The organism is Pseudomonas sp. BC42, from assembly GCF_021560055.1.
Taxonomy (GTDB): Bacteria; Pseudomonadota; Gammaproteobacteria; order Pseudomonadales; family Pseudomonadaceae; genus Aquipseudomonas.
Genome location: NZ_CP091067.1, coordinates 1,688,059 through 1,703,994, shown reverse-complemented (window position 1 = coordinate 1,703,994; position 15,936 = coordinate 1,688,059). Strand labels below are relative to the sequence as shown.

The window sequence follows — 15,936 nt, the reverse complement described above, 5'->3', positions numbered from 1 at the left end:
GCGGCTTCCTTAGTGAGCGTGGCCGCAGTCGGGGCCATGCACGTGATCATCGTCACCGGCGTCGGCCGGTTCCATTTCCAGTTGCAGGCTGACCAGGTTGGTCGCCAGCGGACGCAGCAGCAGACTGGCGTACTCGTCGTCACCCTCCTCCACGTCCACGCCGATCAGCAGTTGGCCGCGGCCGTCCTGTTGAATCCATACTTCCTTGCCCTGCCACAGCACCGCGAAACGGGTGCAGGAGGTTTGCAGTTGGGTGCCGTCGCTGTCTTCAAGGATCAGCTGCAGGGTATCGCTCATGGGGGTCGTTCTCATCTGGGGTGAAGCGGCACGCCCGGTCGAATGGGCCGGGCGCGGGCTTTCAATTGATCTGGAAGGGATAAACCGCGCCCAGTTTAAGGATTTGCGTCAGTTCATCCAGTGCCGTCCGGCACTCAAGCAGCAGCTGCGGGTCCGCCAGATCGCTTTCGCACAGACGGTCGCGGTAGTGCTTGCCAACCCATTGGGTCAGGGTGTCGTACAACGGCGCGGTCATGATAACCCCAGGATTGACCGCCGCCAGCTCAGTTTCATTCAAGGCCACCCGCAAGCGCAGGCAAGCCGGGCCACCGCCGTTCTGCATGCTCTGCTTGAGATCGAAGACCTTCACTTCACGGATCAGTCCGCCCGAGCTGGTGAGGCTTTGCAGGTATTGCCAGACCCGCTCGTTGCCGCGGCACTCCTCCGGCACGATCAGCAGCATCGAACCATCGGCGCGGGACAGCAGCTGGCTGTTGAACAGGTAGGAGCGCACGGCGTCTTCCACCGTCACTTGCGCGCGCGGCACGCAGATCGACTGGAAGTTGCCGCCGCGTCGACCCAGCTTGCCCTGCAGCTCGGCGAGCATCTTCTCGGTCTCGAGGAACGCATCCTCGTGATAGAACAGCACCTCGCCATTGCCCACCGCGATCACATCGTTGTGGAACACGCCCTGATCGATCACCGATGGATTCTGCTGGGCATAGACCACGCCCTCCTCGCTCAGGCCATGCAGGCGAGCCACGGCTTGCGAGGCTTCCAGGGTCTGGCGCGCCGGGTATTTCTGCGGCGCCGGGTAACGGGTATCGAACGCGCTGCGACCGAAGACGAAGAACTCGACACCGGCCTGGCCGTAATCACGGCAGAAGCGCGTGTGGTTGGCCGCGCCTTCATCGCCGAACTGCGCCACCGCCGGCAACGCGGCGTGATGGGCGAAGTGTTTCTGGTCGGCGAACATCGCCCCCAGCACGCGGCTGGTGGTCGGGTGCTCGATGCTGCGATGGTATTTGCAGTTCAAGTTGGCGGCGGTGAAATGCACGCGGCCATCGGCGGTGTCAGCACTCGGGCTGACGGTGGCGGCGTTGGCCACCCACATGCTCGATGCCGAGCAACTGGCGACCAGCAGTGGCATGGCCTGCTTGGCGGCTAGCTGGATGACCTGGGCATCAGTGCCGGCAAAACCCAGTTTGCGCAGGGCCGCCACGTCCGGGCGCTCTTGCGGGGCGAGCACGCCTTGCTGAAAGCCCATGTCCATCAGCGCTTTCATTTTCGCCAGGCCTTGCAGCGCCGCTTCCTTGGGATTGGAGCCCTGCTGGCTGTTGCTCTGGGAGGCCACGTTGCCGTAGGACAGGCCGCCATAGTTATGGGTCGGCCCCACTAAACCGTCAAAATTGACTTCATAGGATTTCATCAGCGAGGCTCCACGAATCTGTTTGTTATAGGCATCGGTATCTACACATGGCGAACGCAGTGCGCTCGCTCGCCGGCAAGCCGGCTCCCACAGCGTTCTGCAGGAGCCGGCTTACCGGCGAAAAGGCCACGCCAGTCAGGACAAGCGCACACCCGGCGTCAACGCGCTCGGCAGCACCAGGCTCGGGGTTTCCAGGGAAGCCACCGGGTACGCGCAGTAATCCGCCGCGTAATAGGCACTGGCCCGATGGTTGCCCGAAGCACCCACCCCACCGAACGGCGCGCTGCTGGCGGCGCCGGTCAACTGCTTGTTCCAGTTGACGATGCCCGCCCGGCTTTCCAGCCAGAACTGCTGGTAGCGCTCGGCGGAATCCGACAACAGGCCGGCAGCCAGGCCGTACTGAGTGTTGTTGGCCTCGGCAATCGCCCCATCGAAATCAGCGTAGCGGATCACTTGCAGCAACGGCCCGAACAGCTCTTCATCCGGACGCTCAGCCACCGCCGTCACATCCAGAATGCCTGGGGTCAGCAAGGCGGCCTGAGCCTGGGGTTGGGTCATTTCCAGCAAGGCCACGGCGCCATTGGCCAGCAGTTGCCGTTGCGCATCCATCAGCGCGCGAGCGGCGCCCAGGGAAATCACCGAGCCCATGAACGGCGCCGGCTGCTGGTCATAGGCACCCACATCGATGCTCGCGCTGACCGCCACCAGGCGCGCCAGCAACCCATCACCCCAGGCGCCTTCCGGCACCAGCAGGCGGCGGGCGCAAGTGCAGCGCTGACCGGCCGAAATGAAGGCCGACTGGATGATGGTGTACACCGCCGCGTCCAGGTCAGCGACCTGATCCACCACCAGCGGGTTGTTGCCGCCCATTTCCAGGGCCAGGATCTTGTCCGGACGCCCGGCGAACTGCTGGTGCAGATGATTGCCGGTGCGGCTGGAACCGGTGAAGAACAAGCCATCGATACCCGGATTGGCGGCCAGCGCAATACCGGTTTCCCGGGCACCTTGCAGCAGGTTGAGGACACCTGCCGGCAAGCCGGCTTCGATCCAGCACTGCACCGTCAGCTCGGCGACTTTCGGCGTCAGCTCGCTGGGCTTGAACAGCACACTGTTACCGGCCAGCAGCGCGGGAACGATGTGCCCGTTGGGCAGGTGCCCAGGGAAATTGTAAGGACCGAACACCGCCACCACGCCGTGAGGCTTGTGTCGCAGCACAGCGGTGGCGTCGCCCAAAGGGCCGCTCTTCTCGCCGGTACGCTCGCGGTAGCTCTGCACCGAGATGGCGATCTTGTTGACCATGCTGGTGACTTCGGTGGCGGCTTCCCACAGGGGCTTGCCGGTTTCCTCACCGATGCAGCGGGCCAGTTCGTCGGCACGCGCCTTGAGCGCAGCGGCAAAGGCTTCGAGCACACCGATACGCTCCTCCAGGGAACGCTTGGCCCAGGCCGGAAACGCCTGGCGGGCGGCCTGCACGGCGCTGTCCACTTGCGCGGCAGTGGCACCGTTGCCGGACCAGATGACCGCCTGGGTCACCGGATTGACCGAGGTGAAGGCTTCGCCCTGGCCAGCCAGCCATTGGCCTGCGATGTACAGCGTGCTCATTATTTCGACTCCCGAGAAGCAGACAGCGGAACCGCGCGGACCTGGTCGCCGGCGTTGAGTTGCAAGCGCTTGGCGGTCAGGGGATCGACCACCAGGGTGCCCGCGGCAAAGCGTGCCGGCGCCGCGGTGATGCGGCAGTCCTCGCGCTTGCGGTTGTGGATCAGGAACGGCGTGGCGTCGTCGCCCGGGGTGCCGATGGCCAGCACCAGCGCCTGGCTGTCACGCACCGCGCGGATCTTGCTGGTTTCGCATTCCACCGCCGGGCCGGCATCGAAGATGTCGACGTAGCCCTGGTAGCTGAAGCCTTCGCTCTTGAGCATGGCCAGGGCCGGCTCGGTGTCGGTATGAACCTTGCCGATCACGTTGCGCGCATCCTCGGACAAAAAGCAGGTGTACAGCGGGAACTTGGGCATCAGCTCGGCGATGAACGCCTTGTTGCCAACCCCGGTCAGGTAGTCGGCCTGGCTGAACTCCATCTTGAAGAAGTGCCGACCCAGGCTTTCCCAGAACGGCGAGCGGCCATTCTCATCGGACATGCCGCGCATCTCGGCAATGATCTTGTTGCCGAACAGCTGCGGGAACTCGGCAATGAACAGCATCCGCGCCTTGGCCAGCATGCGGCCGTTGAGGCCGGTGCGGTAATCGGCGTGAAGGAACAGCGAGCACAGCTCGGAGTTGCCGGTCAGGTCGTTGGCCAGGAACAGCGTGGGGATCTCGCGGTAGATGTTCAGCTCCTGGGAGGCGCTGACCGTCAGACCGACCCGGAAGTTGTACCAGGGCTCGCGCAGCCCGACGGCACCGGCGATGGCGGAAATGCCCACTACCCGGCCGTTGTCGTCTTCCAGCACGAACAGGTAGTCCGCATCGCCGCGCTCGGCTTCGCCGCGAAAGGTCTTTTCCGCCCAGCCGACCCTGTGGGTCAGGCGCTCTTCGTTGGCCGGCAAGGTGGTGAGGCCGGTGCCGGTGCTGCGGGCCAGGTCGATCAGCGCGGGTAAATCGCTGCTGCGTACGGGACGAACGATCATGCTATCTCCTCAGACGCAGGCCGCTGATGGCCTGCGCGAAACTCGCTGCTTTCCAGGCATGCTTTCCAGGTCGTGGAAGCAGGCTTTAAACCGCCACCAGACGCACGCTGGCACCTTCGCCGACGCCCAGGGCTTCGGCGGCTTGCAGATCCAGGGTCACCGGTTTGCCCGGGGCGTAATCCAGCTCCAGCAGCACCGCGCGGTAATCCTGCAGTTGGCCGTTGGACACCAGGTACTGACGACCGCCGCCCTTGAGGGCCTCGCCGATCTTCACCGGCACCACGCGGCTCTGGGCGATCGAACGAATCCCCGAAACCCGTGCATGCAAGGTCGGGCCACCGTCGAAGATGTCGATGTAGTGATCGGTCTCAAAACCTTCGCGCATCAGGATGTCGAAGGTGATCTGCGCCCGCGGGTGCACCTGGCCCATGGCTTCCTGGGCGGCGTCCGGCAGCAGCGGCACGTAGATCGGGTAATGGGGCATCAGCTCGGCGAGAAAGGTCCGGCTTTTCAGGCCGCACAGGCGCTCGGCCTCGGCGTAGTTGAGGTCGAAGAAGTTGCGCCCGATGGCGTCCCAGAACGGCGAATCACCGTGCTCGTCGCTGTAACCGACGATCTCGGTCACCACCGAGTCGGCGAAACGCTCCGGGTGACTGGCGACGAACAGCAGGCGGCCGCGGGAGTTGAGCTCCGACCAGGGCGAACCCACCAGCTCCGGCACCACATAGAAACTGGTCAACAGGCTGTTGCCGGTCAGGTCGTGACACTGGGACAGGACATGAATCTTGTTGTGGATCTTCAGCTCGCGGGACGCGTGAACGAAGGTTTCATTGCGAAAGCTGTAGAACGGCTCGGAATAACCGGCGGACGCGACGATGGCCGAGCAGCCCACCAGCTTGCCGCTGTCGGTGTCTTCGAGAACGAAGAAATAGCTTTCCTCGCCGTTGAAGCTCACTTCAGCGGCAAACGAAGCCTCGCTCGCGGCGATCTTGTCGCGCAGGCGATCCACATCATCCGGCAAGGAGGTGACACCAATCGGGCTGTCTGCAGCCAGACGCTGTACCTCGCCCAGATCAGCCATTTGCGCGGGGCGCATCACCAGCATGGTGTCACTCCTTACTCTAAAACAGGTCGGAAACCGTCCGACGCAGGGAAAAAAATGCCGGGACAGCCCGGCACAGGAATGGGGCTCGACACCAGCTGCAACAGCCGGCGCCGAGGAGTACTGCAACCTGAATCAGGCTTGAGTCAGTTTCGCCACGGCACGCTCGAAGCGGTCCAGGCCCTCATCGATATCGGCGTCTTCGATCACCAGGCTCGGGGCGAAACGCACCACGTCCGGACCGGCCTGCAGAATCATCAGGCCTTCTTTTTCGGCGGCGTTGAACACGTCCTTGGCCTTGCCTTTCCAGGCTTCGCTGAGCACGCAACCGAGCAACAGGCCCAGGCCGCGGACTTCGGTGAACAGGCCATACTTCTCGCCGATCTGCAGCAGTCGGGTCTTGAAGCGGTCGTGCTTGGCTTTCACGCCGTTGAGCACTTGCGGAGTATTGATCACATCGATCACCGCCTCGGCCACCGCACAAGCCAGCGGGTTACCGCCGTAGGTGGTGCCGTGGGTACCGACCACCAGGTGCTTGGCCAGCGCTTCGGTGGTCAGCATCGCCGCGATCGGGAAACCGCCGCCCAGGCTCTTGGCGCTGGTGAGGATGTCCGGGGTCACGCCGTAATACTGGTAGGCAAACAGCTCGCCGCTACGGCCCATGCCGGTCTGCACTTCGTCGAACACCAGCAGCGCGTTGTGCTGATCGCACAGTTCGCGAGCGCCTTGCAGGTAAGCCAGCTCGGCCGGCAATACGCCGCCTTCGCCCTGGATCGGCTCCAGCACCACCGCACAGGTCTTATCGGAAACCGCGGCCTTCAGGGCAGCCAGGTCGTTGTACGGCACGTGGGTGATGCCGGTGATTTTCGGACCGAAGCCATCGGAGTACTTCGACTGGCCACCGACGTTCACGGTGAACAGGGTACGGCCGTGGAAGCTGTTCAGCGCGGCGATGATTTCGTACTTCTCGGCACCGAAACGATCGTGGGCCACGCGACGGGCCAGCTTGAAGGCGGCCTCGTTGGCTTCTGCACCGGAGTTACAGAAGAACGCGCGCTCGGCGAAGGTGGCGTCGATCAGCTTGTGGGCCAGGCGCAGGGCCGGCTCGTTGGTGAAGACGTTGGACACATGCCACAGCTTGTTGGCCTGCTCGGTCAGAGCCCCCACCAGTGCCGGATGGGCGTGGCCCAGTACGTTGACCGCAATGCCGCCGGCGAAGTCGATCAGCTCCCGTCCCGACTGGTCCCAGACTCGGGACCCCGAGCCGCGCACAGGAATGAAAGCCGCAGGTGCGTAATTGGGAACCATCACCTGGTCGAAATCGGCGCGTTGCACCGGAGCTTGCTCAACGGACATCGGAGTCTCCTGAAGAGGAACACCCGCCTGGAACTGGCGAGCGATGGAGGGATTGTAAGGACAGTTTTGTGCCCGGCCTTGTCGCCAAGCGACAACTTCTTATAGCGCCAACCCCGGTTTTACGCGGGTTTATGGCAATGCGACAAATAGCGTCGCAAAGGCGCAGTTTAAACTGCGCAGGGCTCTAGCGGCAGATTCAGCGGGCATTTTGCCCAAGGTAATTATCCAGGTAGTTAGCTGCAGCGCAGGCCCGGTGAGCGGGCGTCAGGACGCTTGCACCGGCAAGCCGGCGCCTACAGAAGGCGGATCAACCGCGCTCGGAAGGTACGGAGGAGAGTTCGAACGGGCTGCTGCTGCGCCGTTGATTGCGATCTTCGCGCGGGGTGGCGCCAAAGAAGTTGCGGTAGGCGCTGGAGAAGTGCGGGCCGGAGGAGAAACCACAGGACAGGCCGATCTGAATGATCGACTTGCTGGTCTGCATCAGCATCTGCCGGGCCTTGTTCAGGCGCAGCTCCAGGTAGTACTGGCTGGGCACGCGGTTCAGGTACTGCTTGAAGATGCGCTCCAATTGCCGACGGGATACACAGACATGCTGGGCAATCTCGTCGGTGGTCAGCGGCTCCTCGATATTGGCCTCCATCAGCAGCACCGCCTGGGTCAGCTTTGGATGGCTGGACCCCAGACGATTCTGCAACGGAATACGTTGCCGCTCGCCGCCCTCGCGGATGCGCTCCACCACCAGCTCTTCCGAAACCGCTCCGGCCAGCTCGGCGCCGTGATCCCGCGCCAGCACCGCCAGCAACAGGTCCAGCACCGACATGCCGCCACAGGCGGTCAGGCGATCACGGTCCCAGTCAAACAGGTGACTGGTGGCAATGACCTTGGGAAAGCGTTCGGCGAAATCGTCCTGCCAGCGCCAGTGCACCGCCGCCCGATAACCATCGAGCAGGCCCAACTGCGCCAGCGGATACACCCCGGCCGACAGCCCGCCAATCACGCAGCCGGCACGCACCAGCTGCTTGAGAGCGCTGCCGAGCCCGGAACTCATGGGGCCGGGCGGCTCGTCCGCCAAAAGGAACAGCTTCTGGCAGCCCTCAAGCTTGCCCGCCCAAGGCTCGCCCGGCAGTTGCCAGGCGCCTTCGGCCGGTGCCTCGGCCTGCAGGAACGCCAACTCATAAACCACTTCCGGATGCACCCGCTGAGCAACACGCAAGGCCTCCTCGGCCAGCGCCAGCGTCAAGGCTTTAGTGCTGGGCCAAATCAGGAAACCAATTCGATGGGCAGTCATGGCGGGCAATCCGAAACGAAAACAGTGTTAGAAGCCAAGGGTGGCAGCACCAAGTTAGACCATCTGGCGCGCGGTGCGCAGCATGACCTAATTTGGTGCATAACGGCAGTGATTACTTGAGGCTACCGGAGAGGAATTGTTGCAAACGTTCTGATTGCGGGTTCACCAGCACTTCCCGCGGGTTGCCGCTCTCTTCCACCACACCCTTGTGCAGGAACACCAACTGGTTCGACACCTCACGGGCAAAGCCCATTTCGTGCGTCACCACCACCATGGTGCGGCCTTCCTGGGCCAGGGCCTGCATGACCTTCAACACGTCGCCCACCAGCTCCGGGTCCAGGGCCGAGGTCGGCTCGTCGAACAGCATGACTTCCGGCTCCATGGCCAGCGCCCGGGCAATGGCCACGCGCTGCTGCTCACCACCGGACATGTGCCCCGGGTAGGCATCCTTGCGGTGCGCCACGCCCACCTTGGCCAGGTAATGCTCGGCCTTCTCGCGAGCCTCGGCCTTGGACACCCCCAGCACGTGCACCGGTGCTTCCATGATGTTTTCAATCGCGGTCATGTGCGACCACAGGTTGAAGTGCTGGAACACCATCGACAGGCGCGAGCGCATGCGCTGCAACTGCTTGGGATCGGCAGCCTTGAGCGCGCCGTCCTTGTTGGCCACCAGCTTCAACTCTTCGTTGTTCAGCAGGATCTTGCCGGCATGGGGCTGCTCCAACAGGTTGATGCAACGCAAAAAGGTGCTCTTGCCCGAGCCACTGGAGCCGATGATGCTGATCACATCGCCAGCCGCGGCCTTCAGGGACACGCCCTTGAGCACTTCGTGACTGCCATAGCGCTTATGCAGGTCTTGGACTTCAAGTTTGTACATGCGGTCGGTTCTCACAAAAACAGTCAGTCGTTGAGCAAGCGCCCGTGACGCAGCGCTTCGCGCCCCGCCACCTTGGCCAGCCAGAAACCGGGTTGGGCATAACGCAGCCGCTCAACGGCGAACAACACGCCGCTGGTGCCAGCACACACCGTACTGACCCGATCGGATAGGGGATCAATCACTTCAAAAATCGGCTCGCCCACTTCCACCCAGCTCCCGGCCGGACGCAGAAAGCTCACCACGCCGGGGTGCGGCGCATACAGCAGCTCGGTGCCTTCAAAGGGCATGGCCTCGCAGGCGTCGTGCCCGGGTGCTGGCCACTCACCGGCAATCAGCCCCTGCTCGGCCAGAAACGCCAGGATGCCTTCGGCGTAAGCCTCGGCCTGGGGGCGCCCGGTGTCGGCCTGACCACCCAGCTCCAGGGTGGTCGCCAGGCAGGCCAGGGGAATCTGCGCATCAGGGACCTGCCGCGACAGGCGCAGCCACGGCAGCGAGCAGGCTTCGTCGAACGAACTGCCACCGGAGTCCTCCGCCAGCAGGCCGACCTTCACATCCAGGTGCGCCGCCAGGGAACGCCATTGCGGCCAGTGCTGCGGCAAGGCATACATGTGCAGCGCGGCCTCGGCATCGCAATGCAGGTCCAGCACCACATCGGCATTGCAGGCATGGCTCAGCAGCACCCGCTGCATACCCTGCAACTGGCTGGCTGCCGGCGGCAACTCGGCCAGCACCTCAGCCATGGCCTGACGGATCAAGCGTACATTGGCGTGCGGATCATCCCCCAGGCGCCCGTCCAGGCGCTGGGCCACGGGCGCGCTCAACTCGACGAAATCACGGTTGAAATTCTTGCCGCTGCCGGCCTCGAAACGGCCCTGGTGATTGCCTTGCAGCAACTGTCCCAGACCCAGCGGATTGGCCACCGGCACCAGCTCGACAACACCGTTGAGGGCGCCCTGGGCCTCCAGCTCGGCCAGGCGCTTTTTCAGCTCCCAGGCGGTACGCATGCCCGGCAGTTCGTCAGCATGCAGGCTGGCCTGGATATAGGCCTTGCGCTCGCCGCTGCCGAAACGGAACACCGAGATGCTGCGCTCGCTGCCCAGATGGCTCCAGGGCAATGGATGATCGATACGCTGCATGTCAGTGCTTCCGCGGTGCCAGGTAGCGCAGCCAGCGGCCTTCGGCCAGCTTGAACAGGCGCACCAGGATAAAGGTCAGGCACAGGTAGAACACGCCGGCGGTGATGTAGGCCTCGAACGGCAGGTAGTACTGGGCGTTGACCGTGCGTGCCGCGCCGGTGATGTCGATCAGGGTCACGATGGACGCCAGACTGGTGGTCTGCAGCATCATGATCACTTCGTTGCTGTACTGCGGCAGCGCCCGGCGCAGGGCCGACGGCAGGAGAATGCGGCGGTACATCTTGTAGCGCGACATGCCCATGGCCTTGGCCGCCTCGATCTCGCCATTGGGCGTGGCCCGCAGGCTGCCGGCGATGATTTCCGCGGTGTAGGCACTGGTATTGATGGCAAAGGCCAGGCAGGCACAGAAGGTTGCGCTGGACAGCCAGGGCCAGAGGAAACTCTCCCGCACCGCTTCGAACTGGGCCAGGCCGTAGTAGATCAGGAACAGCTGCACCAGCATCGGCGTGCCGCGGATCACGTAGGTGTAGAGCCAGGCCGTCATGTTCACCAGCGGCTGCTTGGAGACCCGCATCAGCCCCAGGGGCAGAGCCACCAGCAAGCCGAAGAACAGCGACAGTGCCAGCAGTTTCAAGGTGGTCAGCAAGCCGCTGAAGTACAGCGGCAAGGCGTCATAGATGACGTTGTAGTCGAAGATCATAGATCAGCCGCCCTTACGCCTACCGAGTAGCGCTTCTCAAGGTGACGCAATGCCAGCAACGAGACACTGGTGATCACCAGGTACATGGCCGCCACTGCGAGGAAGAAGGTGAAAGGCTCACGGGTGGCATCCGCCGCCTGCTTGGCCTTGAACATCATGTCTTGCAGGCCCACCACCGAAATCAGCGCGGTGGCCTTGGTCAGCACCAGCCAGTTGTTGGTGAAGCCGGGAATCGCCAGGCGAATCATCTGCGGCACCATCACCCGGAAGAACACCTGGAAGCTGCTCATGCCGTAAGCCATGCCCGCTTCCGCCTGCCCCTTGGGGATCGCCATGAAGGCGCCACGGAAGGTTTCCGACAGGTAGGCACCGAAGATGAAGCCCAGGGTGCCGATACCGGCCGCCAGCGGATTGAGGTCGATGTAGTCGTCGTAGCCCAGCAGCGGCGCGACACGGTTCAGCAAGTCCTGGCCGCCGTAGAAGATCAGCAGGATCAGCACCAGATCGGGAATGCCACGGATCACCGTGGAATACAGATCGCCAAGCCAGGCCAGCCAGCGCACCGGCGAGAGGCGCAGCGCGACCCCGATCAGACCCAGAACAATGGCCAGGGCCATGGACGACAAGGCGAGCTGAAGCGTCAGCCAAGCGCCATCGAGGATGACAGCCCCGTAGCCTTTCAACATGATTCAGGTCCTCGAAAATTGGGATGAAAAAATGGCGCAAACTTCAGAGATTCTGCTGCTTGCGCCATCTCGGACTGACTGTTTCGACGGTCTTACTTGCCGTAGATGTCGAAGTCGAAGTACTTGTCCTGGATTTGCTTGTACTTGCCGTTCTCGCGAATGGCAGCGATGGCAGCGTTGATCTTGTCCAGCTCGGCCTTGTCACCTTTGCGCACTGCGATCCCTACGCCGTCGCCGAAGTATTTGACGTCAGTGAAAGCCGGACCGACGAAGGCAAAGCCCTTGCCCGAGTCGGTTTTCAGGAAGCCGTCATTCAACAGCGTAGCGTCGGCCACGGTGCCGTCGAGACGACCGGCGGCCACATCCAGGTAGATTTCGTTCTGCGAGCCGTAAGGCTTGATCTGTGCGCCCAGGGGAGCCAGCACTTCACGGGCGAAACGCTCATGGATCGAACCACGCTGCACGCCGATGTTCTTGCCCTTGAGCTCGCTCAGACCGTCGCTGACCTGGGTGCCGGCCTTCATCACCAGACGTGCCGGGGTGTTGTAGTACTTGTTGGTGAAGTCCACGGACTTCTTGCGATCGTCGGTGATCGACATCGACGAGAGGATGGCGTCGATCTTGCGCACTTTCAGTGCCGGGATCAGGCCGTCGAACTCTTGCTCGACCCACACGCACTTGACCTTCATCTCTTCACACAGAGCGTTGCCGATGTCGTAGTCGAAACCGACGATGCTGCCATCCGGCGCCTTGGAGGCAAACGGAGGGTAGGCCGCTTCGATACCAATTTTCAGGGGCTTTTCATCGGCGAAAGTCGGCAGGGAGAGCACGGACAGTGCCAGGGCGCCAAGAAGCACGAGTTTCTTCATCTTAGAACTCCATCGGTAAAGGGCGAAAACGGCAGAGTGAGCGACAGCCCAATATGCGAATGGGTAAAACTGCAAAGACGGCGCTGCGTCCTTAGAAGCCCGGGAGAGGACTCACACACAGGCAACGACGAGCGAGTGACCGGCATTCTAACGACAGGCTGGAAGCCGATATTTCCTCAATGCGACAACAAATTACAGAAGCATCGAGAATACCGGGGGAGCACATTGACAGCTCTTCAAAACTATGCAAGAGCAAATGATAGGGAACCGATCTACGCTGCAAATTGCGGGCCTATTATTGGCAAAGCCTTCTATTCCGGCAAGCGCAGCGTGATGACTTATTTTTTATATGGATAAAAACAGCCCTGAAATGGGGCTCGGCGTTTCCCATTGCCCCGAAAATGGGCGCCGGGTTACATCTTCGACGGCATCGGTAACATTCACACCAGGCACATGGATAAATCCGATATTTATTCGCTCGCCTGCACCGGCAAGCGGGCCTCGCACCAGGCGCGCGGAGGCTGTAGCGGGCGGCTTTCCGGGGAATCGCCCCGGCACAAAAAAGCCCCGCCCGGCGTAAGGCCGGACGGGGCTGGGTGACTCGGAACCCGCCTCAGGCGACGTTCATGGTCTTGTGGGTGTCGATCAGATGCTGCACCACGCTTGGGTCGGCCAAGGTGGAGATATCTCCCAGACCGTCGTACTCCGCCGTCGCGATCTTGCGCAGAATCCGCCGCATGATCTTCCCGGAACGGGTCTTCGGCAGTCCCGGCGCCCATTGGATGACATCCGGCGAGGCGATCGGACCGATCTCCTTGCGCACCCAGTTCTTCAGTTCCAGACGCAGGGCTTCGCTCGGCTCTTCGCCACCGTTGAGGGTCACGTAGACATAGATGCCCTGGCCCTTGATGTCGTGAGGCACGCCCACCACCGCCGCTTCGGCGACTTTCGGGTGTGCAACCATGGCGCTTTCGATCTCGGCGGTGCCCATGCGGTGCCCGGAAACGTTGAGCACATCGTCCACCCGGCCGGTGATCCACCAGTAGCCGTCTTCGTCGCGACGGGCGCCGTCACCGGTGAAGTACATGCCACGGAACGTCTTGAAGTAGGTATCGACGAAGCGGTCGTGGTCGCCGTACAGCGTGCGCGCCTGACCTGGCCACGAATCGAGGATCACCAGGTTGCCTTCGGCGGCGCCTTCGATGATGTTGCCCAGGTTGTCCACCAGGGCCGGCACCACGCCGAAGAACGGACGCGCGGCAGAACCCGGCTTCAGGGCATGCGCCCCCGGCAGCGGGCTCATCAGGGTGGCGCCGGTTTCGGTCTGCCACCAGGTGTCGACGATCGGGCAACGGGATTGACCGACGTTCTTGTAATACCAGTCCCAGGCTTCCGGGTTGATCGGCTCGCCCACCGAACCCAGCAGGCGCAGGCTGCTGCCATCGGCGCCTTCGCAGGCAGCCGTGCCCGAGGCCATCATGGCGCGGATCGCGGTCGGCGCGGTGTAGAGAATGTTGACCTTGTGCTTGTCGACGATCTTCGCCACCCGGGTCACGTCCGGATAGTTGGGCACGCCTTCGAACAGCACCGTAGTGGCGCCATTGGCCAGCGGGCCATAGACGATATAGGTGTGGCCGGTGACCCAGCCGACGTCGGCGGTGCACCAGTAGACTTCACCCGGACGGTAGTCGAACACCCGCTCATGGGTCAGCGATGCATAGAGCAGGTAGCCGCCAGTGGTGTGCTGCACACCCTTGGGCTTGCCGGTGGAGCCGGAGGTATAAAGGATGAACAGCGCTTCTTCGGCGCCCATCTCTTTCGGCGCGCAGACGCTGCCGGCGACCTTCATCAGGTCTTCGTACCAGATGTCGCGATGCTGGTTCCACTTGATGTCGCCACCGGTGCGCTTGCACACGATGACCTTCTGGATGCTGCTGGTTTCCGGGTTGGTCAGGGCGTCGTCGACATTGGCCTTGAGCGGAACCTTTTTACCGGCACGGATGCCTTCGTCGGCGGTGATCACCACTTTCGAACGGCAGTCGATGATGCGCCCGGCCAACGCTTCAGGGGAGAACCCGCCGAACACCACCGAGTGGATCGCACCGATGCGGGTACAGGCCAGCATGGCCACCACCGCCTCGGGAATCATTGGCATATAGATAGTCACCACGTCGCCCCGGTGCACGTCCTGGCCACGCAAGGCGTTGGCGAACTTGCAGACTTCTTCATGCAGTTCGCGGTAAGTGATGTTGCGGCTTTCGGAAGGATCATCGCCTTCCCAGATGATCGCGATCTGATCGCCACGCTCGGCGAGATGACGATCCAGGCAGTTATAGGAGACGTTCAAGGTGCCATCGGCAAACCACTTGATATCGACATGGTGATCGTCGAAGGAAGTCTGCTTCACCGTGGTAAAAGGCTTGATCCAGTCGAGACGCTTGGCCTGTTCACGCCAGAAACCGTCCGGGTTAACGACCGACTGCTGGTACATGGCCTTGTAGGTCGCCTCGTCAGTCAGCGTATTGGCCAAAACCTCGGGACGAACGGGATACAGAGAAGCCGCACTCATCTTTCTTACCTCGGTGACATAGTTGTTTTTGTATGACCCCGTTGTAGCCGGGGGGCGCCTATAGAACCATTCGACGATGGTAGTAACAACCCCCTGCGAAATGCCCGGCTATTTGCCGCACCCCTTCAAGAACGCTGGTTACAGCGACATTCAGCCTCGACAAAAATATTCAAGCAGGCATCCGGACAGGCCTTTTTCGGCGATTGTTACAAAAACTGTCAAAGGTGTTTATCAAAAGTACACCTATATGACCCGCCACCCGGGGCCTAAAATCCGTCTCGCCAAACAGGCAATCTGATTAACCAAGTTGCAGCCCCCACGAAGGCAGTTAATCAAACGTTTACTCAAGCTCCACACGCAGCCTCATAAAGGCTGCGTGACCCCACACGACCTTAGAAAGGTAAAACGCAAATGAAAGCTTTATTAGTTCTGGCCCTCAGTAGTCTGTGCGTTACCGCGATGGCTGATGAGATCCCGACTGATGTCGCACAGCAACAAGTACCGGTAGAGGAATACACTTACTCCACTGATCTGGATATCGCCAAAGTTATCTCCATGAGCGAAGTTCCAGAAGTATGCGAAGTTGTACCAGCGCGTATGGAATATGAAGACTCCCACGGTCAACGGCATATTCTTCAATACCGCGTAATGGGCAACGGTTGCTCTAACGGTTAATAGCCAAGTTCATTGCATAGACCTTGATGACTGCCGGCCGCAAGAAATCCCTCTTGCGGCAAAGATGCCTCGCCAGCGCCCCCGTTCGGGGTCCGGCCAACAGCATCGCCCCCGCGACGTGCGACCACGGCAATCGCACGCAACCTTTTCGCCACCGCCGAGGCCGGTTCCCAGCCCCTTGACTGGCCCAATCCAGGTGGTTTTGAGTTGTGTTCAAAACAGTGAAATGGCTTGCAAAAACACAACATCTAGTAAAATTGGCTATTTTTTGGCCATTTCCGGCTGATTTTTTTCAGCCCAAAAAAAAATCTTCCGCGGTCAAAGCCTTGTAAACCCGCGCTTTGCT

Annotated in this window: 14 protein-coding genes; 1 reads left to right on the top strand and 13 read right to left on the bottom strand. The window is 61.9% G+C overall.

Annotated features, from left to right (window positions below; translation table 11 throughout):
* Nucleotides 1-9 precede the first annotated feature (9 nt).
* The 13 genes from L1O02_RS08075 to acs all read right to left on the bottom strand — a co-directional run bounded on the left by L1O02_RS08075 (nt 10) and on the right by acs (nt 14,915).
* On the bottom strand, nt 10-297 hold the full coding sequence (locus L1O02_RS08075; protein WP_016968178.1) for a hypothetical protein: 288 nt from the start codon (nt 295-297) through the stop codon (nt 10-12).
* A 61-nt stretch (nt 298-358) separates the two neighbouring features.
* Entirely contained in the window at nt 359-1,705 is a 1,347-nt protein-coding gene (gene astB / locus L1O02_RS08070) for an N-succinylarginine dihydrolase (RefSeq protein ID WP_060840596.1), read from the bottom strand.
* A gap of 135 nt (nt 1,706-1,840) precedes the next feature.
* Nucleotides 1,841-3,310 (bottom strand): succinylglutamate-semialdehyde dehydrogenase, encoded by a 1,470-nt coding sequence (gene astD / locus L1O02_RS08065; protein ID WP_235760237.1) that lies wholly within the window; start codon nt 3,308-3,310, stop codon nt 1,841-1,843.
* Complete coding sequence (gene astA / locus L1O02_RS08060; RefSeq protein WP_016968175.1) at nt 3,307-4,332, bottom strand: arginine N-succinyltransferase; 1,026 nt, start codon at nt 4,330-4,332, stop codon at nt 3,307-3,309. The genes astD and astA overlap by 4 nt, the downstream gene beginning before the upstream one ends.
* Nucleotides 4,333-4,417: 85 nt before the next feature.
* Nucleotides 4,418-5,437, bottom strand: coding sequence for an arginine/ornithine succinyltransferase subunit alpha (aruF, locus tag L1O02_RS08055; protein WP_108545375.1), 1,020 nt, complete (start codon nt 5,435-5,437; stop codon nt 4,418-4,420).
* A gap of 132 nt (nt 5,438-5,569) precedes the next feature.
* A complete protein-coding gene (locus L1O02_RS08050; protein ID WP_060840599.1) occupies nt 5,570-6,790 on the bottom strand; it encodes an aspartate aminotransferase family protein in 1,221 nt (406 codons plus the stop codon).
* 307 nt (nt 6,791-7,097) lie between these two features.
* On the bottom strand, nt 7,098-8,078 hold the full coding sequence (argR, locus tag L1O02_RS08045; protein WP_060840600.1) for a transcriptional regulator ArgR: 981 nt from the start codon (nt 8,076-8,078) through the stop codon (nt 7,098-7,100).
* Between the two features lie 112 nt (nt 8,079-8,190).
* Nucleotides 8,191-8,955 (bottom strand): ATP-binding cassette domain-containing protein, encoded by a 765-nt coding sequence (locus tag L1O02_RS08040; RefSeq protein WP_011062773.1) that lies wholly within the window; start codon nt 8,953-8,955, stop codon nt 8,191-8,193.
* Nucleotides 8,956-8,978: 23 nt separating this feature from the next.
* The gene (locus tag L1O02_RS08035; RefSeq protein WP_235759761.1) at nt 8,979-10,091 is read right to left on the bottom strand and encodes a succinylglutamate desuccinylase/aspartoacylase family protein; all 1,113 of its coding nucleotides are present in this window, start codon (nt 10,089-10,091) and stop codon (nt 8,979-8,981) included.
* 1 nt (nt 10,092) lies between these two features.
* Complete coding sequence (locus L1O02_RS08030) at nt 10,093-10,791, bottom strand: ABC transporter permease (protein ID WP_016968103.1); 699 nt, start codon at nt 10,789-10,791, stop codon at nt 10,093-10,095.
* Nucleotides 10,788-11,477, bottom strand: coding sequence for an ABC transporter permease (locus tag L1O02_RS08025; protein ID WP_016968104.1), 690 nt, complete (start codon nt 11,475-11,477; stop codon nt 10,788-10,790). Before L1O02_RS08025 ends, L1O02_RS08030 begins: the two co-directional genes overlap by 4 nt.
* 92 nt (nt 11,478-11,569) lie before the next feature.
* Nucleotides 11,570-12,346 (bottom strand): ABC transporter substrate-binding protein, encoded by a 777-nt coding sequence (locus L1O02_RS08020; protein ID WP_060840602.1) that lies wholly within the window; start codon nt 12,344-12,346, stop codon nt 11,570-11,572.
* 613 nt (nt 12,347-12,959) lie between these two features.
* Nucleotides 12,960-14,915 carry an acetate--CoA ligase gene (gene acs, locus L1O02_RS08015; protein ID WP_060840603.1) on the bottom strand — a complete coding sequence of 652 codons (1,956 nt, stop codon included), beginning with the start codon at nt 14,913-14,915 and terminating at the stop codon, nt 12,960-12,962.
* 411 nt (nt 14,916-15,326) lie between these two features.
* On the opposite strand from acs, the gene L1O02_RS08010 reads away from it, so the two are divergent.
* Nucleotides 15,327-15,590 (top strand): DUF2790 domain-containing protein, encoded by a 264-nt coding sequence (locus L1O02_RS08010; protein WP_016968107.1) that lies wholly within the window; start codon nt 15,327-15,329, stop codon nt 15,588-15,590.
* Nucleotides 15,591-15,936: the final 346 nt, after the last annotated feature.